The organism is Nocardia sp. NPDC052566 (assembly GCF_044547285.1).
Lineage (GTDB): Bacteria > Actinomycetota > Actinomycetes > Mycobacteriales > Mycobacteriaceae > Nocardia.
The window spans coordinates 697,721-719,354 of the sequence record NZ_JBIUAF010000005.1; the positions used below are offsets into that span (position 1 = coordinate 697,721).

A 21,634-nucleotide genomic window follows, 5' to 3' on the forward strand; every position below is an offset into this window, starting at 1 on the left:
GGTAACGTCGCGATTGCCTTGTGGCAGAGGTGGAACCACCTCGTTCGACGGCGGAAAGATTCCGGGGATCGCGGGGTTGCAAACCAACCGTTCCCATGTTGGCAAATTTCTGGAATACGAAGCGGCCCATCCCATTCGGTGTGTGAAACGGATTGTGTTCTGTAACAATCGCGTTCTGACTGCCGACTGAGAGAGCAACCCCAGGCAGTCGAACAGGCCGAGGGTCCGGTCGATGGGGATCGGGGGCGAAGAATTCTCTCCTAGGGGGAGGTGTGTGTTCAATGAGCTTCGAGCTCGCGGACGACGACAAGCTGGATATCGCACCACCATCGCGGTCACTACCGCGATCCGAGCGTGAGCGCTGGCAGAGCGAGTACGTCAGACGGCTCGGCGCAACGGATTTCGGCGTGATCGTGGCCGCCGTCGGGCTGGCCCAGGTCATCCGGTTCGGCGGGCCCGCCGCGCCGCCGCTGGCCTGGCATCTGCCGTACGAGGTCGGCTACACGGTGGTCTCGGTGCTGCTCGCGCTGGCATGGGCCGGATTCCTCGCGGTGAGCAACACCCGCTCGCCGCAGGTGGTCGGCAGCGGAGCGGAAGAATACCGGCGATTGGTCTCGGCGACGCTGCGACTGTTCGGCGGTGTCGCGATCGCGTCGCTGATTTTCCAGATCGAGTTCGCCCGTGGCTATTTGGCGATCGCGCTGCCGCTCGGCCTGCTCGGGCTGATGCTCAGCAGGCTGGCCTGGCGCAAACACGCGCGGGCGCGGCGCGGGCGCGGGGAGTACCGGTCAAGGGTGCTTGTCGTCGGCTGTCCCGAAGCGGCGCGGGCGATGGCGACCGCGTTCTCGCGCGATCCGGCCTGCGGTTACCGTGTGGTCGGGGTCTGCGTTCCGGACGGAACCTCCGGAACTACCTACGAATTCGAGGCGCTCGGGCGGACGTTCTCGGTGGTCGGCGACGATCGCTCGGTGCTCGACGCGGTGCGCCGCTGCGGGGCCGACACCGTCGCGGTGACCGCGACCGATCATCTCGGCCCGATCGAATTGCGCAGGATGGCATGGGAACTCGATCCGCTCGGGGTCGAGCTGATCGTGGCGCCCGGCGTCGTCGATATCGCGGGCACCAGGCTGACCAACCGCCTCGTCGCGGGCGTGCCGATGCTGCATATCGCGCGGCCGCAATACGATCGGGCGAAATCGGTCGGCAAGGCCATCTTCGACGGATGCTTCGCGGCCGCGGTCCTCTTCTCGATCCTGCCCGCGCTGCTCGGCATCGCGCTGGTCGTCAAGCTGAGCAGTCCCGGGCCGGTGTTCTACTACTCGGAGCGAATCGGGCGCGGCGGCAAGCCGTTCCGCATGATCAAGTTCCGCAGCATGTACGCCGATGCGGATGCCCAGGTGGCCGCGCTGATCGCAGGCAACGGCGGCAACCCGGTGTTCTTCAAGATGAAGGACGATCCACGGGTGACGCCGATCGGCCGGGTGATCCGCAAGTTCAGCCTGGACGAGCTGCCCCAGTTCCTCAACGTGCTGCGCGGTGAGATGAGCGTGGTCGGCCCGCGCCCGCAGGTGCGGCGCGAGGTGGACAGCTACGACGGCGACATGCGGCGCAGGCTGCTGGTGAAGCCGGGCGTCACCGGGCTGTGGCAGGTGAGCGGCAGATCCAATCTCTCCCTGGAGGATTCGATGCGCCTGGACCTGTCCTACGTGGAGAACTGGTCCATGGTGCTCGACCTGCTGCTCATCGCCAAGACCATCGGCGCGGTCGCGCGCGGGGAGGGTGCGTACTGATCAGGCCACCGGGAACCGCGCGCCCAGCGCGCGGAAGACCGCCGTGTTCAGATCGAAGGCGTGCTGCGCCTCGGTGAGCACGCGGTCGCGCTCGGCCTCGTCCAGCGGCATGCTGTCGAGCTGCGTGCGGTACTCGCGCTTGAAGGCGGCCGGGTTGCCGATGTCCTCGAAGACGTAGAACCGCACGCCGTCACCCTTGTGCGGCAGGTCCCACAGTTTCTCCGCGGAGTTGCGGATGATCTGTCCGCCGGACAGATCGCCCAGGTAGCGGGTGTAGTGGTGCGCGATGAAACCGGCGGGCCAGTCGCGGGCGCACTCGTCGACGCGGGCGGCGTAGGCCGCGGTGGCGGGCAGCGGCTCCAGCCGGTCGCGCCAGTCCGGGCCGTCGAGATGGGCCAGGTCACGCTCCAGCTGTGCGGTGCGCGCGAGTTCGGGGCGGATGAACGGCCCGGCGATCGGATCCTCGGCCAGCGCCGCGTCGCGGCCCTCCAGCGCGCGGTAGATGAACCACAGCTGGCCGGTGAGGCCGAGGTAGGCGGTGATATCCAGCTTGCCGCCGAGCAGATCGCCGACGAAGCTCGAGTTCTCCGCGTCGGCGTGCTGCTGTGCGGTGGCCGTGCGGATCATCGTGGAGAACGGAGTCGTGTCCGTCAGCGTTTCCGTCATGCCCAAACCACCTCACCTTTAGCCGCGTCATCTCTACCAGCGGGTTCTGCCACTACTTTGGCTACCCTAACTGTTCTTCCGACGATACGGTCCGCCACGGTGTCCGGCATCCATCGAAAGGTGTAAAACACGGTCAACCGTTCGATAAGCCCTGCTCGGCGGCGGTGTGGTGGTTGTGCCGCGTGTCACCGGCCGCACGCTCGTATGGTAGAACTTGTTCTAGTTTCGGCGATGGGAGCGTACGGTGCGGTACGGAATTGTGTTGTTCACCAGCGATCGGGGGATCACGCCCGCCGAGGCGGCACAGGCCGCCGAGCAGAACGGCTTCGACACCTTCTACGTGCCCGAACACACCCACATCCCGGTGGCGCGCACCGCCGCGCATCCGCGCACCGGCGACGCCACCCTGCCCGACGACCGCTATCTGCGCACCCTCGATCCGTGGGTCTCGCTCGCCACCGCCGCCGCGGTGACCAGCCGCATCGGCCTGTCCACCGCGGTGGCGCTGCCCGCCGAACACCACCCCATCACGCTCGCCAAGACCATCGCCTCGCTCGATCACCTGTCCGGCGGCCGGGTCAGTCTCGGCGTCGGATTCGGCTGGAACACCGAGGAACTCGCCGATCACGGGGTGCCGCCGAACAAGCGCCGCACCGTCCTGCGCGAACACCTGGATGCGATGCGCGCCATCTGGACCGACGAAGAAGCCAGCTACACAGGGCAGTTCGTCAGCTTCGGCCCGAGCTGGTCCTGGCCGAAGCCGGTGCGCAAAGGCGTCCCCGTCTACCTGGGCGCGGCGGGGACCGAACAGTCCTTCACCTGGCTGGCGAAAAACGCCGACGGCTGGATCAATACGCCGGGGGAGGGCGATATCGACGCGAAAATCGCCATGCTGCACCGCATCTGGCGCGAACACGGCCGCGCGGGCCGCCCCGAGATCATCCTGCTCGCGGGCCGCCCCGATCCGGCCCAGCTGGCCGCATGGTCCGAATCGGGTGTCACCGAAGCCGTTTTCGGGATGCCCGACAAGTCTCCGGATGACGTGCGCGCCTACCTCGGCCGTCTCGCCGGGAAGCTCGGCAGCATCGCGCCCTGATCCCGGCACTGCCTCGGCTGCCGCCGAATCACCCTGTGCGGCAGCCTCGGCCGTGGACTACTGCGTCGCAGCCTGGCGGCGCGGCAACTTCCAACCCGGGCGGGGGAAGTGGCAGGTGTAGCCGTCCGGGTAGCGCTGCAGGTAGTCCTGATGTTCGGGCTCGGCCTCCCAGAACGTGGGCGCCGGGCTCAGCTCGGTGACCACCTTGCCGGGCCACAGGCCCGAGTCGTCGACATCGACGATGGTCTCCAGCGCGACGCGCTTCTGCTCGTCGTCGACGTAGAAGATCTCCGAGCGGTAGCTCGTGCCGAGGTCGTTGCCCTGGCGATCCTTCGTCGTCGGATCGTGGATCTGGAAGAAGAATTCCAGCAGCGCACGGTAATCCGTCTTCGCGGGGTCGTAGACGATCTCCACGGCCTCGGCATGGCCCGGGTGATTGCGGTAGGTGGGGTGATCGTTGCGGCCGCCGGTGTAGCCGACGCGGGTCGAGAGCACACCGGGCTGCTTGCGGATCAGCTCCTCCATACCCCAGAAGCAGCCGCCTGCCAGAATCGCCTTGCGTGTGTCGCTCACACGTCCTCCTTCGTGAAGAGAGTCTTGTACTGTCCGTAGCCTGCCGCCTCGAGCTCGTCGAGGTGGATGAATCGCAGCGCGGCGGAATTGATGCAGTACCGCAGGCCGCCCGCGTCACGGGGTCCGTCGGTGAACACATGCCCGAGGTGGCTGTCGCCGTGCACCGATCGGGCCTCGGTGCGGATCATCAGATGACTGAAGTCCCGCTTCTGGACGATGTTGGCGGCATCGATCGGCTTGGTGAAGCTCGGCCAGCCCGAACCGCTGTCGAACTTGTCGACCGAAGCGAACAACGGCTCACCGGACACCACATCCACGTAGATACCTGGCTCGTGGTTGTCCCAGTACTCGCCGGTGAACGCCCGCTCGGTGCCGTTCTCCTGCGTGACGTGGTACTGGTCGGGCGAGAGCGCGGCCACCGCCGCGGGATTCCGGTTGTATTCCTGTGCCATATGACCTCCTCGGTTCGGCTACCCGTACAACGAGGGGCCCGGTGCGGAAAGTCCCCCGCGGGCTCGGCGTCATACTTCGGTCACTTCTCACCATCGTCGCCGAAGACGAGCCGGATGAAGGTCTCGGTGTGGCGATGAATGTCATCGCGTGCCTGTGCGCGGTCATGGGTCGTTGCCTCGGCGTGCAGGTGCAGTACCCGGGTCAGGCCGATGAAACCGGTGAAGGACATCGCCAGGTCCTCCGGTGCGGCGCGGTTCGCCGGGAGTAGACCCGCGGCGATCCAGCGCTCGAACAGCAGGCTCACCTGAGTTCGCATGGCCGAGACCGCATTCCGCAGGGCCGAGCTGTGCAGTAGCCCGTCGCGCGCCATCATGCTGATCAGGAGCCTCCCGTCGTCGCTGTCCCACTCGCGCAGTGCGGTGCGCACGAGTTCGCGCAGGTACTCGGGCGGGTCGGTGTCGGCGCGGGCGGCGGCGTCGCGGCCGGTCACGTCCAGCGGATTCTTGGGACCGAGCGTGGACAGCACGGCATCGAAGATCGCCCGTTTGCTGTCGAAATGGGCGTAGAGCACGCTCTCGCTCAACCCGACCTCGCGCGCGATGGACCGGATCGAGGTCCCCGCATAGCCGTTGCGGGCGAACAGTCGCAGTGCGGCGGACATGAGCTCGGCCTTGGTGTCGCCGGCATCCGCCTTCCGCGGCCGCCCCGGCCCACGCCGTGGTGTCGTCATCGGGCTTCCGTGCCTCCTTCGAGAGGGATACAATTAATCGATCGCTCGATTATTTTATACCGAAAGTAGGGACACCATGACCGTCGACTGGCGAACGCACACCAATCCACCGGCCCCGTATGTCGAGCCTGCGCCATACGGCTACCTCTATCTCGGATTTCGCGTCGACCCGCCGCGCCGAATCCCGTTCGTGCCGCGCAGTTCCCGGCGTCGCGAGGCACTGCGCCGATGCCAGGACCTGACCCGCCGGCTGCAAGCGCTCGATGAGGTGATGTCAGCCAGGGCCTATCGGGCGGTGGTGATCCAGCCATCGAGCACCAGCCCGCGCTTCGACGTGATCGTCCTGATCGAGACCACCGCACCGGACACGATCGCCACTGTGCAGGCCGACCCGGCGTTCCAGCAGTTGGGCGCCGATTTCGTGATGACCGCCCGCAACATCAGGCGCCTCGGCGACATCGACAGCTCGCCCTCGGGCACCTTCCTGTTCAACCACTTCACCGCCGACGACGCGGACCGCGCGCTGCGCTACTTCGACGGCGTCGCAGGCTGGTTCAGCCACGACGCCAAGGTCGACGACATCGCACTCCTCGGCCCCCTCGACCCAGCCCCCTACGTCTTCGTCAACCAGGTACGACTCCCCGGCACCCTCGCGGAATTCGTGCTCGCGCTCCTGCGCCCGAACTTCCGGCACTCGGTCTACCGCAAAATGACCGGAAACCGCGTCGGCTTCGCCTCCATCATCTGCAAACCCGTCTGACGGCCGAAGGGTTTCGCCACGTCCAACCATCGGCGTCAGTGCAGTCGTAGCAGGCCGGCGTCGGTGGTTCGGAATCTACCCGTTGGCCCATCCGCGCCCGATCATGTCAAGCACCGAAATTCATGGGCTTGGTCCGGGTTTGCGGCGTGACATGCTTGCACGGTTAATTGTTGGGAAATCCATTGTGGAAGAAGGTTTTTACTGTGACTGTCACCAGCCGGACAGGTCTCGCGCTCGCGGCGCTCGGTGCAGCAACCTGCGCGGTGGTACTCGGCGCACCTCAGGCCGGTGCCGCGGTTACCAACCTCGAGATCGTGCAGAACGGCGCGGGCTGCTCCTACACCATCACCGCGACCGCGCGTCCGGGTACCGCGGTGTCATTCTTCGACGCCGATGCCAAGGGTTTCGGCACCCGCGACTCCTTCCAGCCGAATACACCCGCGGTTGACGCCTCCGGGAAGGCGACCACCACCTGGAAGCCGGGCACGATGGGGCAGCACTCGATCCTCGCGCAGGAGTCGCCGACCAATGACGCCACCTTTACCCAGATAGTCAACGTCGATCAGAACCCCACCTGCGGCAAGCCGTCGACGGGTAGCGCGGGTATCCCGGGTATCGGCTGATCCGAAAGGCCGCACCCGGCAGTGCGTACTGCCGGGTGCTTTCTCGCCGTCAGCTGATCAGGGGTGCAGAACTGTCGCGCGTGAAGTACCCGGCACACGGCTATCGGCGGTAGGTCGACACGGGGACGGTGCGCGGTAGCGCTATCGTTGCCGACGGAACTGGTCGGCGAGTGGGAGGCGGGTGGTGTCGCGGTGAGTACCTCGCATGATGGTCCGGTTGGCATGCCTGAGCAGGGCGGAAGCAGGTTTTCGCCGCCCGCGGTCGCGGCGGTGCTCGTGGTCGCGCTCGCGGTGATGATCGTGGTCGGGGTGGTGGCGTGGAAGGCGCGGGCGGAGGTGGTCGCGGGGACGGCGCTGCCTGCCGACGCCGCCGGTCCCGGTGTTCCGGCGGGGGTGACCGCGAACGGGGCGATCCGGATCGGTGATCCCGGAGCGAAGGTGGTCGTGCGGGTGGTGATGGATTTGCAGTGCCCGGCCTGCCGACGGTTCGAGAAGGCCAACGGTGCGGTGCTGGAGCGGGCGGCGAAGAGCGGTACCGCCGCCGTCGAATACAACGTCATCTCGTTCCTGGATCGCGCGTCCACGACCGAATACTCCTCTCGCGCAGGCAATGCGGCGTTCTGCGTCGCCGCGTCGGGCAGCGCGAACTTCCAGAAGTGGCTGGAGACGATGTTCGAGGAGCAGCCCGCCGAAGGCGGTGCCGGACTCCCCGACAGCAAGCTGATCGACATGGCCAAGGGCGCCGGATACACCGATTCCGCTGTGGCCCAATGCATTACCGGCCGTCAATACGACCAGTTCCTCGACAAGACCACCAAGGACGTACTCGCCGGTGACGTGAAGGGCACGCCCACCGTCTTCATCAACGGCAAAAAGGTCGATTCCAGCAGCGCGATCTACAGCGAGGGCGGCCTCGGCCCGGTGATCGAGTCCGCCGCACGCTGAGACCTGTCTCCTTCGGTCGCCAATCCTGAAGACGCGCAGGTAATGTCGTAGAATGTTCGATGGGGCGGTCGAGGTCGGTATTCAAGCGTTCATGCACGGTGACGAAGACCAGGACGACGAGAGCATCGTGAGTCGGCTCGAAGCGCAGGGGGTCGCGACCTGGCTGGCCGAACGTCTGCTCGTCTTCCTGCCGATCGCGTTCGGCCGGTACCTGTTGCGCGAGAGTGCTTTTGATCCGAACTTCATCGATGGGGAGGTGGCCCGCCCGCTCGACGGCGACCCCGTGTACCGGTCGGCCTGGGCCAGGGCGCACACAGCGGGGCGAGCGGAGATGCAGCGGATCGGTCTGCGCAGTGCGGCGGTCGACCTGGCCAATCAGCTGCTGCACGACGGTACGTCGAGCCTGAGCGATCTGGTGTTCACCGCCGACCTGCTGTCCGCACCCCTGCCCCCGCTGGGCCCCGATGGCGGCGGCGTACCTTCACCGCGCGATCTCTTCAGCAAAGCACTTGCCGAGCATGGCTTCCCGGTTACCGAGACCGATGGCGCCCTGCACTGCGGCCCGCTGACCATCGACGCGCGATTGTTCCCACGGGAGTCGCCACAGGGAATCATCGCCCAGCTCGATTTCGAGGTCAGCGGCCCTGGGCTGGCGGCCGCTTCCGTACTCGAAAGCGTTGCCGGATACGGTCAGACCTGGCAGGAAGCCATCTCCTCGGCCGCCGCCAAATTCCTGCGCGGCAGCCTGCATCCGCTGATCGCGGCGCTCATCGACCGGGCCGGCGGCGGCGACCAGGTGCACTGGGAGCGCTTCGAGCATCCGGGCAGCCCATTCGACCTGTGCATCGGTCCCCAGCTGATCTACTTCTCGCCCAACGCGACGATCGAGGCCGGGCCACTGCTCGACGCGTTGCTGCACAGGCTGCGCGCGGAAACGCTGACCCAGCGGATCCATTGGCTACGGGTGTTCGTCAGCACCGACGAGGGCCGAATACAGGTCAACGAGGTGCTGCTCGACAACGAGCCCTGGCCCGCGGGCGAGGCCACGGTCGCGGCCGCACCAGTCGGCCAGGAGTTCTGCGCCATGCGGACATTCGCGGTGCTGGTACCGGCATGAGGCCGCGTCCCGAGGCCACCGCGCGCCAGGTCACACCGTGCGGTCGTAGACGCTGGCGTCGTCCAGCATCGCCGCGCGCAGCATCGGTTCGGGTACGCCCATCCCCTCGATCAGGGTGAGCGCGTCCGGGCGGAGCCGGTCGACGAGTTCGTTCACGCCGCGCCGCACCGCCTTGGCGCGTTCCACCGACATGAAGCGGTGCATGATGAACCAGGACAGGTTCTCTTCGAGCGAGGTGTAGACGAACAGGTCGCACACCGATTCGGCGAGCTTGCGCGCGTCCGGATCCTGGATGCCGTCGATCCCTTCGATAAAGGCTTCCAGCACAAGGCGATCGATGTGCGCGCTGCCCGCGGTGAGGATGTGGTCCTGGGCGTTGTTGAACGCCTCGAACGGCCCGGTCTCCTTCGCTCGGGCGCGCAGCCGGTGCGCGGCGGTGCGGACCAGATAGTCCTCGCGGTCGGCGAACAGCTGCAGCTGGGTCGAGCGGCGGGAGAGGTCGCCCTCGTCGACGGTGTCGTTGGCGCCGTCGCGCATGGTCTGGATCAATTGCCTTACCCCGGAACGCTTCCGGACCACGTCGCCGGCCATGGTCGCGGCGAAGCGGACCCAGCCGAGCGCGTCGAGATCGCGCACCTCGTCGGAGTAGGCGGTGAGCAGTTCCTTGGCGACGAGCTGGGTCAGCACCACGTTGTCGCCTTCGAAGGTGGTGAACACATCGGTGTCCGCCTTCAGGGTGACGAGCCGGTTCTCCGTCAAATAGCCTGCGCCGCCGCAGGCTTCGCGGCATTCCTGGATGGCGCGGGTGGCGTGCCTGGTCTGCGCGACCTTGAGTCCGGCCGCCCGCTTCTCCAAGGCCCGCTGCGCGTGCGGGTCCACGTCCTGCCCGGTCTGCACCAGGTGCATGCGCCGCACCAGATCGTTCTGCGCGAACGCGTAGGCGTAGGACTTCGCGACCAGCGGCAGCAGCCTGCGCTGGTGGCTGCGGTAGTCGAGAAGCAGTGTCTCGCTACCGCTGTCGGGATCGGCGAACTGCCGCCGCTTCAGCGCGTAGCGCACCGCGATGCTCAGCGCGACGCGCGCGCCCGCCGCGGCGGCACCGCCGACGCTGACCCGCCCGCGCACCAAAGTGCCGAGCGTGGTGAAGAATCGGCGGCTCGGGTTCTCGATGTCCGAGCTGTAGGTGCCGTCCGGCGCGACATCGGCGTAGCGGTTGAGCAGGTTCTCCCTCGGCACCCGCACCTGGTCGAACATGATGCGCCCGTTGTCGACTCCGAGCAGGCCGCCCTTGAGGCCGTCGTCGAAGGTGGTCACGCCGGGCAGGTCGGCGCCGTGCTCGTCGCGGATCGGGACGAGCAGGCAGTGCACGCCCTGGCTCTTGCCCTCGGTCACCAGCTGCGCGAAAACCGCTGCCATACGGGCATGTTCGGCCGCACCGCCGATGTAGTCCTTGCGCGCCGACGGTGTCGGGCTGTGGATCACGAACTCCTGGGTGGCCGGATCGTAGGTCGCGGTGGTCTCCAGGTTGGCGACATCGCTGCCGTGCCCCGATTCGGTCATCGCGAAACAACCGAGTAGATCCAGCGAGATCAGCTGCCTGATGTACGCGCCGTGCCGTTCGGTGCCGAGGTTTTCCACCGCGCCGCCGAAAAGTCCCCACTGCACACCGGATTTCACCCACAGCGACAGATCCGCGTACGCCAGCATCTCCAGCCCGACCACCGCGGCGCCCGGCTCACCGGTGCCGCCGTGCTCGCGGCGGAAACCGCGCTCGGCCAAGCCCATCGAGGCGATCAACCGCATCTGCTCGAGCACGCGCGCCCTGGCGGCCTTGTAGTCGAGGTAGGGATCGCCGGTGAATTCGTCGCCCGTGAGTTGCTTCCTGGCCTCTTCGCGGACCGCGCCCCACGGTCCGTCGAGTGCCGCACGAAGGTGATCTGCCGTCGATGAGCTACCGGTGGTCATAACCCGACCATAGCCGGAGCCGTCGCGGTCGTCGGCCGACCGACCGTTGACGCGACATTCCCGCCGCAACCCTTGTGGCCCGTTGAACGCGCGTTTAGTATATTGAACATGTGTTTAGCCAACAGTCCGTTCCGCAAGGATCCACCGCCGATCTGACGACGGCGGCCCGTATTCGCGACGTCGCGATCGAGGTCTTCGGCGAACAGGGATTCCAGGTCGGAGTCCGCGCCATCGCGAAAGCGGCAGGCGTCTCGCCCGGCTTGGTGAACCACCACTTCGGTTCCAAGGACGGGTTGCGCGCCGCCTGCGACGACCGCGTGCTCCAGCTGATCCGCGACGAGAAGGTGAAGGCCATCACCTCGCAGAATGTGGCGAAGGGCATGCTCGCCGCGCTGGCGGAGATCGAGGTCTACGGCCCGCTGGTCGCCTACATGGTGCGCAGCCTGCAAGCGGGTGGGCCGATGGCGGTCTCGCTGTTCGAGCACATGGCCGAGGATGCGAACGTCTACCTGCAAAAGGGCGTCGAGGCGGGCGCCATCAAGCCGAGCCGCGATCCGGCGGCGCGCGCCAGATATCTGATGATGCTCAACGTCGGCGCCACCCTGCTGTGGGTGCAGATGCACCAGAAAGACGGCGAGAAGCTCGATTTCGGCAAGGCCGTCCGCGCGATCACCCACGAGCTCACCCCACCCGCCCTGGAGTTCTACACCCAGGGATTACTCACCGACCCAACACTTCTGGACACTGTCACCAAGGAGATGTGATGTCCGCGGTCATCCAAGTCGACGCACTGCGTAAGACTTTCGGCCATGTCACCGCGCTGGACGGGCTCGACCTGTCCGTCAGCGAGGGCGAAATCCACGGCTTCCTCGGCCCGAACGGCGCGGGGAAATCGACCACCATCCGCGTCCTGCTCGGCATTCTCCGCGCAACGGGCGGCGCCGTCGAAGTGCTCGGGCGCGATCCGTGGTCCGACGCGGTCGCGCTGCATCACGAACTCGCCTATGTACCAGGCGATGTCACGCTGTGGCCGTCGCTGTCCGGCGGCGAGACCATCGATCTCCTGGCGCGGATGCGCGGCGGCATCAACGCCGAACGCCGGGCCGAACTAATCGAGCGCTTCGACCTGGATCCGCGGAAGAAGGCGCGCACCTACTCGAAGGGCAACCGGCAGAAGGTCGCACTGATCTCCGCGCTCGCCTCCGATGTGCAGCTGCTGCTGCTCGACGAACCGACCTCGGGCCTGGATCCGTTGATGGAACAGGTCTTTCGGGAATGCGTCGCCGAGGCCAAGCAGCGCGGCGCCACGGTACTGCTGTCGAGCCACATCCTGTCCGAGGTGGAGGTGCTCTGCGATCGGGTGACCATCATCCGCGCCGGACAGGCCGTGGAAAGCGGTTCACTGTCGCAGATGCGGCACCTCTCGCGCACCTCGATCACCGCCGAATTGCTCGGCGACCCAGGCGATCTGCACCGCATCCCCGGCGTGACCGATATCGCGATCGACGGGAGCACGCTGCACTGCCAGGTGGACAGCGAACACCTCGGTGAACTCATCCGGGTGCTCGGCGATACCGGCGTGCGCAGCCTCACCAGTGCGCCGCCCACGCTGGAGGAACTGTTCCTGCGCCACTATCACGTCGACGGGGCCGTACCGGCAGCCACCGCGAGCGACGGACAGAAGGTGCGCGCATGACCACCGCGACCGCGGGCAGGCATTACGCCGCCACCTCGGCGCGCGACACGGCCGAATTCGCGGGCACCGGTCAGCTGCTGCGGCTGTACCTGCGCCGGGACCGAATCGTGTTGCCGCTGTGGTCGATTCTGTTCGCGCTGCTGCCCGCCATGTATGTCAGCAGTACGAAAGCGGTCTACTCGTCGCAGGCCGATGTGGAGAAATACGCGCGCACGATCAACGACAGTCCGGCGCTGGTCGCCATGTACGGCCGCCTCTACAACCTGCACGATATCGGCCCGGTCGCGCTGTGGAAGGCCGGACCGTTCTTCGCGATGATCGCCATCGCCACGGTGCTCACCGTCATCCGCCACACGAGGGTGGAGGAGGAAACCGGCCGCGCCGAACTCGTCGGGGCCACCAGCATCGGCCGCTACGCGGGCCTGACCGCGGTGCTGATCATGACCGCGGCGGGCTGCGTATTCACCGGTGTCGTCAGCACTTTCATGCTCGCGGCCAACGATCTACCGCTGAGCGGATCCTTCGCCTTCTCGGCCGCACTGGCCGCCTCCGGCCTGGCGTGGGCCGGGGTCGCCGCCGTGGCCGCGCAGGTGAGCACCGGTGCGCGCACGGCACGCGGCATCGCACTCGGCGCGCTCGCCGCGGCCTTCGCGATCCGCGCCATCGGCGATGTCGGTAACGGTGTGCTGTCGTGGTTCTCGCCGCTCGGCTGGTGCCTGCAGCTGCGGGCGTTCGCCGGGGAGCGCTGGTGGGTGTTCCTGCTGCTGTTCGCGCTCGCCGCGGGCACCACCGTGGCCGCGTATGTGCTACTGAGCAAGCGGGACACCGGATCCGGGCTGGTCGCCGAGCGGCCGGGCGCGGCCACCGCGACGCCTGCGCTGTCCGGTCCGGCCGGGCTGGCGTGGCGCTTGCAGCGTGGTTCGCTGTTCGGCTGGTCGATCGGCTTCCTGCTGTACGGAGCACTGATGGGCGGCGCGCTCAACAGCGTCGGCGATCTGATCAACGACAGCGGCTCGATTCGCGATGTCCTCGACCGGCTCGGCGGCACCCAGGTGCTCACCGACAGCGTCATGACCATGGCCTTCACCATGCTCGCGATCGCGGCGTCGGCCTACTCCATCTCGGCCGCGCTGCGACTGCACGACGAGGAGTCGAGCCAGCGGGCCGAGGCCACTCTGGCCGGATCCGTGAGCCGCGAGCGATACGCGTTGAGCCACATCGGTTTCGCACTACTCGGCCCGGTGGTGCTGCTGCTGATCGCCGGTGCCGCGGTCGGTGTCGTCTACGGACTCGCCAGCGGTGACCTCGGCGGCGCGCTCGGTGACGCTGTCGCCGCGGCGCTGGTGCAGGTGCCCGCGGTGTGGGTGATCACCGGAATCGCCGTGGCGATCTACGGTTTCGCGCCGCGCTTCACCCCGGTCGCCTGGGGCGTGCTGAGCGCCATGCTGGTGATCTTCTTCCTCGGCGCACTCGACGGACTCCCGCAGGCGGTCATCGATCTGATCCCGTTCACGCACCCGCCGAAGCTGCCCGGCGCCGCCTTCGCGGTCACGCCGATCCTGTGGCTCCTCGCCATCGCCGCGGCACTGATCGCCGCAGGCGTAACCGCCTTCCGCAGACGCGACCTGCGCTGACGCAGATCGCCCATGGCCCGCACAACGACGTGCGGGCCACGTCGCGAGCGTGCACTGACGACGGCATCGATCGAGAAGCCCAATACCTCAGTGCACGTTCGCCATCACGCCCAGCGGGCTCGGTTCGACCGCCGGTTTCATGGCTACGTCAGATGACTCGATGCGGCTGGTGGGTCGGGCACTCCCTCGACGTGCGATGCGACGGTTCGGCCACACAGTGGCCGAGGACGATCATTACGCCGCCGTTGGTCAGCACATGGATCGCGGGGACGTGGAGGTATGGACGGGCCGCCCAGTAACGCAGCAGCGCCGCCGCCGGTGAAGGCCAGCACCAGGCCGAACCAGCGTGCCTGGTGCGCGAACAGCGCCTTCTGCATGTTGTCCAGTGCGCGCAGAATCAGCTCTTTCGACTCTTCGTCGCCGGTCGTCATCGATCCCCTCCCGGACGCGAAATGGCCTGTACGCCATGCTCCCACAGCCGCGCACCTGCTGATTTCCCGCACATCGAATCGCAATTCCTGTGCGGGAAGCCGAGGGGTGTGCGGGCATGTCGTTGAACTGTGGGGGCGGGGGGAACGTATGTTCAGTGTGCGAGGAAATGGTCTGCGGCGAGCGGAGAAGCGCGTGGCTGACGGTGTGGTGGCGGGTGGGCGGTTCGATGTGGTCGCCCGGGTGCTGCACTGGGGGATCGCGGTGCTGGTGGTCGGCACGATTCCGGTCGGGTACGCGATGGCCAGGGCGATCGGGGACTACCAGCTGCTGGCGCGGGTGCACGAGACGGTCGGGTTCGGGGTGCTCGTGCTTGCGGTGCTGCGGATCGTTAATCGGTTCGTGCGGCATGCGCCGGGGCCGTATGCCGGGCTGGGCGCGGTGGAGCGGTTGGGGGCGGCGGCCTCCGAATTGCTCATGTACGCACTGTTTTCGGCGCAACCGATCGTCGGCTGGCTGATGGTGTCGGCATCGGGGCTGCGGCCACAGCTGCTCGGCGGCATCGAAGTGCCCACGCTGATCTCGGCCGATCCTGACCTGTACTCGACGCTGCGAACCCTGCACACCTACCTGGGCTACGGCCTCCTCGTGGTGTTCAGCGCACACATTCTCGCGGTCGCGTTCCACGCCGTCGTGCTGCGGGATGGCCTGCTCGATCGGATGCTGTTCGGCAGGCCGAGAGGAACGGTCACACGGCAGCGATGAATTCGCCGTCGCCCGCCTCCTGCGCGAGAAGCTCTTCGACCGTCTCGACCTGTGGGTGCATCCGATCACGCTCGGCGTGGGGAAGAAGGCGTTCGAGGACGGCACCGTACCCACGAACATGACCCTGCTCGCACCGCCGCAGGCCAGCCCGACGGGCACCGTGTATCTGCGCTACGCCCGCGCCGACGGTACACCGGGCACCGGAGACATGAGCGCACCCGACCGCGGTGTCGCGCGCGACTGAAACCGTGTAGCTCAGAGTCCCGCGGCGGTGAGCCGGTGGTCGGCTTCGAGCAGCATCCATCCGCTGAGCTGTACCGACAGGTCGCGGCTGAAGTTCGTCGGTGTCGCGGCGGGTGAATACGGAAGCGGGGGAACGGTTTCCGGATATTCCACCGTGACCGGGCGGGTCCAGTCCGGGCCGAACAGGGGGAGGCGGTCCACCTCGGCGCGGTGTGCCCAGGCCGCACGCGCTGACGCGTGCACGATACTCGCGGCGGTGGTGTCGCCCAGTGCCAGTGCGGCTTCGGCGAGATATCGGGCGAGGATGCCCATGAACAGCCCGGAGTCGTCACCGGCGGCCCCGGCGATCACGCCCGCGGTCGTCAGCCGGTCGCCGACCGCGGCGATCAGTGCGGTGGCGCGCCGGTGGTGGTGCGCTTCGCCGGTGCGCACGGCGAGTTCGGTTTCCAGTCCGATGGCTACGCCCTGGCTGTAGGTGTGGGTGTTTTGTTCGACCTGTCCACCGGGCTGATGGACACCGTCGAGGATCAGGCCGCTGCCGGGATCGCGTAGTCGGAAGTGCAGGAAGTCGGCGAGCTGCCGTGCGCGGGTCAGTTCACCCGAGCGCGCCAAGGCGATACCGGTCGGCCCGATCGCGGGGGTGTTGTAGAAGTCGTCGCCGTGCCGCCACGGCACCGCGCCGACGGCCGGGTTCCAGCCCTCGAGCAGGGCGGCCCGCAGATCACCGACCGCATTGCTGAAGCGGAGATCGAGTAGCCGGTCGGCGCGTTCGAGCGCCAGCGCCAGCCACGCCATGTCGTCGTAGTACCGGTTGGTCCAGCCGGTGAGGTTGCGGGCGCGGATACCGCAGGCGATCGCGGCGACCCGGTCGACGCGTTCGGGGGTGCGGTCGCGGTACGCGGCGTCCACCGCACAGTCCAGCAGATGGGCCTGCCACCAGTAGCACCAGCGCACCAACGACTGGTCGAACAGCGACGACGGCCAGACGAGCGTGCCGAGCAGCATCTCCCGCTGTCCCCACAGCGTGCGCACATGCCGTTGGACGATCGCCTGTTCCGCCTGTTCCGCCCGGATCCTCGGCTCCTCGTTGCCCGCGGAAACCTGTCGGGTGATCGTGGCCGCCTGCGTCGGCTGTGCCAGCGCGGTGAGTACGACCGCGCCCCCGGCCGCCAGCAACACAGTGCGTCGGCCGATATGGTTTTTCCGGCGATCCATCCGCTCGGACTCCCCTTGCTGAACAACCATCACGTGAGCCGGAAACCGTGCGGCCACATCCTATCTGGACCCGGTGCTACCCGGCGACCCCGCGGCCGGATCGGTGGCCTGCGCCTTCCGCGAGGATGCACCGGCGAGGAATGATCACCACCAGGCGTCATCCGAACTATCCGCGCCATACGATGGCAAGATGTCCGACCTCCACGATCGCGAGGCGATGCTCGCCGAAGCCGAGGCTCGGCTCGCACAGCGCGAAATACTGATCCAACAGCGCGAAGACACGGTGAGCCGCCGTGAGCGCGCCGCCGACCTCCGGGAACAGATGGCCGACCAACGCGAGGCCGACGCCGACGACCGTGAGCGAATCGCCGATGATCGCGAGACCATCGCCGACGACCGCGACGTAACACACGACCAGCGCGAATACGCCGCCGATCGTCGCGAGCAGACACTCGACATCCAAGAGCGGCAAGTAGACGAGCGGGCACGTCGCGCCGGTTTGCATTCCGAAGCGCTCGAGGAGCGCGCCCTTGCCGCCATCGAACGAAGCAAGGCCCTCCTGGCGGCGAGCTCGGCACGGCTGGACCGCAGCAGAGCGGTATTCGAACGCGCCGACGCCCGCAGTCGACGCCGGCGCGCACAAGTCGACCGCAACATCGGCAGCACCCAGCGACTGATCGAACGCTCCCGCACACCACCGGGCGAAGACCCGAACCCTCCCGCTTGATCGACCACGGCTGAGTCACACTGGTGGTGTGGAAATCACCTCGGCGGTCGGGGCGGTGCTCGGCGCCTTCGGGCTGTCCGGTGCGGCGGGGCTGAATGCCTGGCTGCCGCTGCTGGTGGTCGGCGTCGCCGACCGGATCGGCTGGCTCGACCTCGGCGGCTCCTACGGCTGGCTGTCGTCGACTCCCGCGTTGATCGTCATCGGTGTGGTGTTCGTCCTCGACCTCGTCGGGGACAAGATCCCGGCGCTGGATTCGGTGCTGCACGGCATCGGCATGCTCGTGGCTCCGGCATCCGGGGCGATTCTGTTCACCGCCGAGGCCAGTTTGTCCGCGCACCTGCCTCCCGCGGTGGCCGCGGTACTCGGCGCGGTCACCGCGGGCAGTGTGCACGCGGGCCGGACGGTGGCCAGACCGTTCGTCACGGGAACCAGTGCGGGCATGGGGAATCCGGTGGTCTCCTCCGCCGAGGACGGTACCTCGCTCGTCCTCGCGATCCTGGCGCTCGCGGTGCCGGTGGTCGCCTTCGTCGCGATCCTGATCCTGCTGATCGGATCGGGCTGGATGGCATTGCGGGCGGCGCGCTGGCTGCGCGGAAGACGCGGCCGCGGCAGGCCCGAGCCGAATTAGGGGATCGCGGCGCGGGACCGCCGGTGTCCCGAAAGCCATTGCGACACAGCGCAGAACGCGATGCCGAGGGCGATCGCCGCGCCCGCGCCGCCGACCACATCCGTCGGCAGGTGATAGCCGAGGCCGACCATGCCGACGGCGACCAGCGCGAGTATCGCAACGGTGAGCGTCACCGCGATCCACCGCCGCCGCGCCGATTCGGTGAGCAGCACGAAGGTGGTGGCGATCGCGACGAGATGCACGGTGTGCCCGCTGGGATAGGCGAGGTAGTCGTGCAGCGGACGATCCCAGAACGGTTTCAGCACCCAGGTGTTGATCGCCACCACGAGCTCGGGGACAACGAGCATCGTCGCGGCGCGCCACCAGTCACCGCGCCTGCCGAACCAGACCGCGGCGAGCACGAGCAGGGGGAGCAGGATGTAGCCGTTGCTCGGGACGACCAGCGCCTCGTACACACCCGGATGCGCATCCAGCGCCTCGTGGATCGGAGACGCCACCGCACGATCCACATCGGTCGGCCCGCCGTCCGCGGGAAAGCTCGTAGGCAGCGCCACCGTGACCGCGCCCGCGGATGCCGCGACACCGAGCCGCAACGCACCCTCCGATATACGGGCCTGTCGTAGTCCGATCACCGGTCGACGATAGCGGTCGTGTGCGTATCACCGATTCGGGCTCACCGACAGACCGGCCGCGATCGCGGGTCAGCGGTCGCCGAGTGCCGCGATCGTTGCGGCCGGATCGGCGACATCGACGACGATCCGCGTGAAACCCGCACCGGCCAAATCGATCCGAATCGCCTGACCCTTGAAGCGGGTGTCCCAGAACTCTTTTCGGCCCGCGCGACGGTCGTGGTAGGTGCCCGCCGCGATCACTCCGGGCAGATAGGTGCCTGGCATGCGCAGCCAGGGCGGGTTCAGGGTCCGCTCGGCCATACCGACCGCGGTGACGGCGATGCGATCGAAGGTGAACCTGCGGCGCAGTGCCCAGAAGCGGTGTGCGCCGAGCACTTCGACGTTCACCCTGCCGCCGGATACCTCCAGCTCGACCACTGCGATTCCTTTCTCGAGCAGGTGCCAGGTCGTGGTCGACCGGGCACGCCACTTTTCAGCGAATCTCAGCCGGGTCCGTAGGTCAATATCGCGCTGATCACGAACCACAGTATCCAGACGAAGGCGATCAGCATGCCGATGGCAAGGGTGATCCGCATGAAGGCGCGGCCGAAATCCATATCGCCCGATTCGCGCGGATACAGCTTCCACGGGCTGTACCAGGGCGGCTCGATGGCGATCACGCTGCCGCGCTGCGATTCGCGCTCGGCGAGCGCGAGCTCCTCCGCGTAGGCCTCGGCCTGCGCCTGCTGCGGTCCGCCGTGCCACAGCGTGATGTCGATGGGGCCGAGGAAGCCCTCGTTGAGCAGTTCCTGCGGCGCGGGCAGATAGGGCAGGATGCCGAGGCCGCGGAAGGCGGTGGCGATATCGTTGGCGGTCCACAGGAACTTCTCCTGCTGGGCCAGCGTCTCGAAGTAGTCGCGCAGCCTGCCCGGATCGTCGCCGAGGATCACATCGAAACTCGGGTCCTGCCAACCCTGTTGGATCTTCAGCTCGGCCCCGCGCAGCGGCACCACCAGCGCGACGCCGTGCACAAGCCGCTGCCCGAGCCCGCGCGCGGCCAGCCAGTTCTGCAGCGCGAAGGTGTGCTCGCGCGACTTCTCCACCGGGGTGCGCCGATCGCGGCCCTCCATCGCCACCGGCTCGCCGGAGATGGTCCACGGGCCGTTGAGCGGGATCTCCAGCACGCCGTCCTGCCTGGCGACCAGCGCCTCGGCCTCGATCACCACACAGCTGGTCGGGGTCCAGATGACCGCGTCGAACTGGTGCAGCCGATCCTGGTGGAACAGGCTGCAGTTGATCGTCGCGACGCCGTGCGGGCTCGCCGGATCCTTCCAGGTGCGCAGCCAGTCGATGAGTGCCCGCTCGGCATTGGTCCCCGCTGGATTCTGCACTCGCACGAGCATGTGGCGAGTCTAGTTGCCGCGGCGGCCCGGTGACGGGTTCCCGGCTTCGCCGCGGCACCGGCGTGTCTCAGTCCTCGACCTCGGTGGCGATCATGCCCGCGTCGACCCCCGCGACGAGCGCGGCGTGATCGGCCTCGGTCTGATCGGCGTAGCGCACCGCGAAGGCGGCGACCGCGTCGTCGAACCGCTCGTCGTCGCCGAGATAACCGGCGAGCAGGCGCGGGTCGAGCGAGCGCGAATGCGCGCGGGCCAGCAGTGCGCCTGCGAGGCGGCCGTAGTCGTCGAGATCGTCGGCGCCGAGCCCGGCCACGTCGATGCTGCCCTTGAGATTACGGAACTGCCGCACGATGAACGGCAGCTCACCGCTGCCCGGATCCAGCGAGGTCCAGCCGAGCAGGATATCGGTCTCGGACTGGACATGCCTGGCGCCCTGCACGATTCGCTCACCCTCGTGCCGGCGCGGCTGTGCGGGCAGGTAGGGGACCAGTGCCGACGGGTTGGCCTGTTTGATCTGTAGCACCAGCGATTCGCCCTCGTTGCCGTGCAGCAGCGCGATATAGGTGTGCAGGCCGACGCTGCCGGTGCCGACGATGCGGAAGGCGATGTCGGACACCGCGAATCGGGTCAGCAGGTGCCGACGCGATTCGCGCAGCGTGCCGACGTAGCGCTCCAGGCCGCCGATCACCGCGTCGGTCACCTTGTCCTCGACCGGCGTGAGAATCGGTGGGTCGCTGACGAATCGATGCTTGCTGATCCCGGTCTGGTGATCCTCGAGGTGCTCGGTCCACTTGGCGACGACCTTGGCGCTGGTGTTCTTGCGCGCCTTCTTCGCCGCCTTCTTGAAATCGTCGAGCAGATCCTCGGCCTTGGCGGTGGCCAGCACCGATTCGTCGGCAAGCATGGTCCACGCCTGCATGAACGGCAGCTCGGCCAGCTGGGCGACGGTCTCGCGGTAGGAGGTCGCCGCATCGCGCGCGGCACGCAGGCAGTCGTCCTCGGCGGCGCCGTTCTCCCGGCCCGCCAGCACCAAACTGGCCGCGAGCCGCTCCAGGTCCCACTCCCACGGCCCGGGGATGGTCTCGTCGAAATCGTTGATATCCATCACGATTTCGCCGCGCGGGGTGCCGTAGAGGCCGAAGTTGGCGGCATGCGCGTCACCGCACAGCTGTGCGGTGAGACCGCTGTCCGGGCCCGCCGCGAGGTCGGCGGCCATCAGCCCGGCGGCGCCGCGGTAGAAGGTGAAGGGGGAGGACACCATTCGGCCCATCCGCAGCGGCACCAGATGCGCGAGCCTGCCCGTATTGCTCGCCGCGAGGAAATCGAGGACCCCCGGCCGGTTCGCCGCGGCGGCCGCGCGATCGCGCGCGGTGACCGGCACCCGCTCCCGCAGGGCGCGACCACGCGCACGAACATCTTCCGCGGAAACATAGGAACGCAGATCCACACCTCTATCAGACACTGTGTTATTTTGCCGCGCCCGCGGCGCGGCGTGTTCGCGACCCCCTTGTGTCTCGCGGGCCGCGAACGGCGCTCGTAAGACTCGCGCTGTGGTCGTTGAGTTTTCG

23 protein-coding genes and 1 pseudogene are annotated in these 21,634 nt (G+C 67.6%); 13 read left to right on the forward strand and 11 right to left on the reverse strand.

All coding sequences use genetic code 11. From position 1 onward, the window contains the following. Positions 1–281: 281 nt before the first annotated feature. On the forward strand, positions 282–1,790 hold the full coding sequence (locus ACIG5A_RS28045) for a sugar transferase (RefSeq protein ID WP_397245234.1): 1,509 nt from the start codon (positions 282–284) through the stop codon (positions 1,788–1,790). On the opposite strand, the gene ACIG5A_RS28050 is transcribed toward ACIG5A_RS28045, so the two are convergent. Further along, positions 1,791–2,456 (reverse strand): heme oxygenase (biliverdin-producing), encoded by a 666-nt coding sequence (locus ACIG5A_RS28050; protein WP_397245236.1) that lies wholly within the window; start codon positions 2,454–2,456, stop codon positions 1,791–1,793. Positions 2,457–2,700: 244 nt separating this feature from the next. On the opposite strand from ACIG5A_RS28050, the gene ACIG5A_RS28055 reads away from it, so the two are divergent. After that, positions 2,701–3,552: an LLM class F420-dependent oxidoreductase gene (locus ACIG5A_RS28055; RefSeq protein ID WP_397245238.1), complete on the forward strand. Its 852-nt coding sequence runs from the start codon at positions 2,701–2,703 to the stop codon at positions 3,550–3,552. A gap of 57 nt (positions 3,553–3,609) precedes the next feature. Here ACIG5A_RS28055 and msrA read toward each other — a convergent pair whose 3' ends face one another. From msrA to ACIG5A_RS28070, 3 genes are all read right to left on the reverse strand, one after another. Further along, the gene (gene msrA, locus ACIG5A_RS28060) at positions 3,610–4,125 is read right to left on the reverse strand and encodes a peptide-methionine (S)-S-oxide reductase MsrA (RefSeq protein WP_397245240.1); all 516 of its coding nucleotides are present in this window, start codon (positions 4,123–4,125) and stop codon (positions 3,610–3,612) included. Then, the gene (msrB, locus tag ACIG5A_RS28065) at positions 4,122–4,577 is read right to left on the reverse strand and encodes a peptide-methionine (R)-S-oxide reductase MsrB (RefSeq protein WP_397245242.1); all 456 of its coding nucleotides are present in this window, start codon (positions 4,575–4,577) and stop codon (positions 4,122–4,124) included. Before msrB ends, msrA begins: the two co-directional genes overlap by 4 nt. An 80-nt stretch (positions 4,578–4,657) precedes the next feature. After that, a complete protein-coding gene (locus ACIG5A_RS28070; RefSeq protein WP_397245244.1) occupies positions 4,658–5,308 on the reverse strand; it encodes a TetR/AcrR family transcriptional regulator in 651 nt (216 codons plus the stop codon). A 76-nt stretch (positions 5,309–5,384) separates the two neighbouring features. On the opposite strand from ACIG5A_RS28070, the gene ACIG5A_RS28075 reads away from it, so the two are divergent. From ACIG5A_RS28075 to ACIG5A_RS28090, 4 genes are all read left to right on the forward strand, one after another. Next, on the forward strand, positions 5,385–6,068 hold the full coding sequence (locus tag ACIG5A_RS28075) for a hypothetical protein (RefSeq protein WP_397245246.1): 684 nt from the start codon (positions 5,385–5,387) through the stop codon (positions 6,066–6,068). A 203-nt stretch (positions 6,069–6,271) separates the two neighbouring features. Then, the gene (locus ACIG5A_RS28080) at positions 6,272–6,691 is read left to right on the forward strand and encodes a hypothetical protein (RefSeq protein ID WP_397245248.1); all 420 of its coding nucleotides are present in this window, start codon (positions 6,272–6,274) and stop codon (positions 6,689–6,691) included. 222 nt (positions 6,692–6,913) lie between these two features. Beyond that, positions 6,914–7,636: a DsbA family protein gene (locus ACIG5A_RS28085; RefSeq protein ID WP_397245250.1), complete on the forward strand. Its 723-nt coding sequence runs from the start codon at positions 6,914–6,916 to the stop codon at positions 7,634–7,636. A 52-nt stretch (positions 7,637–7,688) separates the two neighbouring features. Continuing rightward, on the forward strand, positions 7,689–8,753 hold the full coding sequence (locus tag ACIG5A_RS28090) for a DUF6348 family protein (RefSeq protein ID WP_397245252.1): 1,065 nt from the start codon (positions 7,689–7,691) through the stop codon (positions 8,751–8,753). A gap of 30 nt (positions 8,754–8,783) precedes the next feature. Here the strand turns inward: ACIG5A_RS28090 and ACIG5A_RS28095 are convergent, their stop codons facing one another. Continuing rightward, entirely contained in the window at positions 8,784–10,718 is a 1,935-nt protein-coding gene (locus ACIG5A_RS28095) for an acyl-CoA dehydrogenase (protein ID WP_397245254.1), read from the reverse strand. A gap of 110 nt (positions 10,719–10,828) precedes the next feature. Here ACIG5A_RS28095 and ACIG5A_RS28100 point away from each other — a divergent pair, with 110 nt between their 5' ends. From ACIG5A_RS28100 to ACIG5A_RS28110, 3 genes are read left to right on the forward strand one after another with little or no spacing between them, the layout of a single operon-like run. Further along, entirely contained in the window at positions 10,829–11,482 is a 654-nt protein-coding gene (locus tag ACIG5A_RS28100; RefSeq protein ID WP_397245256.1) for a TetR family transcriptional regulator, read from the forward strand. After that, positions 11,482–12,414 carry an ATP-binding cassette domain-containing protein gene (locus ACIG5A_RS28105; protein ID WP_397245258.1) on the forward strand — a complete coding sequence of 311 codons (933 nt, stop codon included), beginning with the start codon at positions 11,482–11,484 and terminating at the stop codon, positions 12,412–12,414. The genes ACIG5A_RS28100 and ACIG5A_RS28105 overlap by 1 nt, the downstream gene beginning before the upstream one ends. After that, positions 12,411–14,048: an ABC transporter permease gene (locus ACIG5A_RS28110; protein WP_397245260.1), complete on the forward strand. Its 1,638-nt coding sequence runs from the start codon at positions 12,411–12,413 to the stop codon at positions 14,046–14,048. The genes ACIG5A_RS28105 and ACIG5A_RS28110 overlap by 4 nt, the downstream gene beginning before the upstream one ends. A 143-nt stretch (positions 14,049–14,191) precedes the next feature. Here the strand turns inward: ACIG5A_RS28110 and ACIG5A_RS28115 are convergent, their stop codons facing one another. Further along, on the reverse strand, positions 14,192–14,479 hold the full coding sequence (locus tag ACIG5A_RS28115) for a hypothetical protein (protein WP_397245262.1): 288 nt from the start codon (positions 14,477–14,479) through the stop codon (positions 14,192–14,194). Between the two features lie 193 nt (positions 14,480–14,672). Here ACIG5A_RS28115 and ACIG5A_RS28120 point away from each other — a divergent pair, with 193 nt between their 5' ends. After that, positions 14,673–15,242 carry a cytochrome b gene (locus ACIG5A_RS28120; RefSeq protein WP_397245264.1) on the forward strand — a complete coding sequence of 190 codons (570 nt, stop codon included), beginning with the start codon at positions 14,673–14,675 and terminating at the stop codon, positions 15,240–15,242. A gap of 7 nt (positions 15,243–15,249) precedes the next feature. Next, positions 15,250–15,486: pseudogene (locus tag ACIG5A_RS28125) on the forward strand (hypothetical protein); the annotation flags it as partial. Between the two features lie 11 nt (positions 15,487–15,497). On the opposite strand, the gene ACIG5A_RS28130 reads toward ACIG5A_RS28125, so the two are convergent. Next, on the reverse strand, positions 15,498–16,700 hold the full coding sequence (locus tag ACIG5A_RS28130; RefSeq protein ID WP_397245266.1) for a glycoside hydrolase family 76 protein: 1,203 nt from the start codon (positions 16,698–16,700) through the stop codon (positions 15,498–15,500). 217 nt (positions 16,701–16,917) lie between these two features. Here ACIG5A_RS28130 and ACIG5A_RS28135 point away from each other — a divergent pair, with 217 nt between their 5' ends. Beyond that, positions 16,918–17,427, forward strand: a complete 510-nt coding sequence (locus ACIG5A_RS28135) for a hypothetical protein (protein ID WP_397245268.1) — start codon at positions 16,918–16,920, stop codon at positions 17,425–17,427. Positions 17,428–17,455: 28 nt separating this feature from the next. Continuing rightward, on the forward strand, positions 17,456–18,055 hold the full coding sequence (locus ACIG5A_RS28140) for a DUF4126 domain-containing protein (RefSeq protein ID WP_397245270.1): 600 nt from the start codon (positions 17,456–17,458) through the stop codon (positions 18,053–18,055). On the opposite strand, the gene ACIG5A_RS28145 is transcribed toward ACIG5A_RS28140, so the two are convergent. The 4 genes from ACIG5A_RS28145 to ACIG5A_RS28160 form a co-directional block, all read right to left on the reverse strand. Further along, complete coding sequence (locus ACIG5A_RS28145; protein ID WP_397245272.1) at positions 18,052–18,687, reverse strand: phosphatase PAP2 family protein; 636 nt, start codon at positions 18,685–18,687, stop codon at positions 18,052–18,054. The two genes, ACIG5A_RS28140 and ACIG5A_RS28145, sit on opposite strands and share 4 nt — an antisense overlap. Positions 18,688–18,756: 69 nt before the next feature. Then, a complete protein-coding gene (locus tag ACIG5A_RS28150) occupies positions 18,757–19,104 on the reverse strand; it encodes a hypothetical protein (protein WP_397245274.1) in 348 nt (115 codons plus the stop codon). Positions 19,105–19,169: 65 nt separating this feature from the next. Next, positions 19,170–20,069: a nuclease-related domain-containing protein gene (locus ACIG5A_RS28155; protein ID WP_397245276.1), complete on the reverse strand. Its 900-nt coding sequence runs from the start codon at positions 20,067–20,069 to the stop codon at positions 19,170–19,172. Positions 20,070–20,136: 67 nt separating this feature from the next. Further along, positions 20,137–21,528 carry a DUF2252 domain-containing protein gene (locus ACIG5A_RS28160; RefSeq protein WP_397245278.1) on the reverse strand — a complete coding sequence of 464 codons (1,392 nt, stop codon included), beginning with the start codon at positions 21,526–21,528 and terminating at the stop codon, positions 20,137–20,139. Positions 21,529–21,634 lie beyond the last annotated feature (106 nt).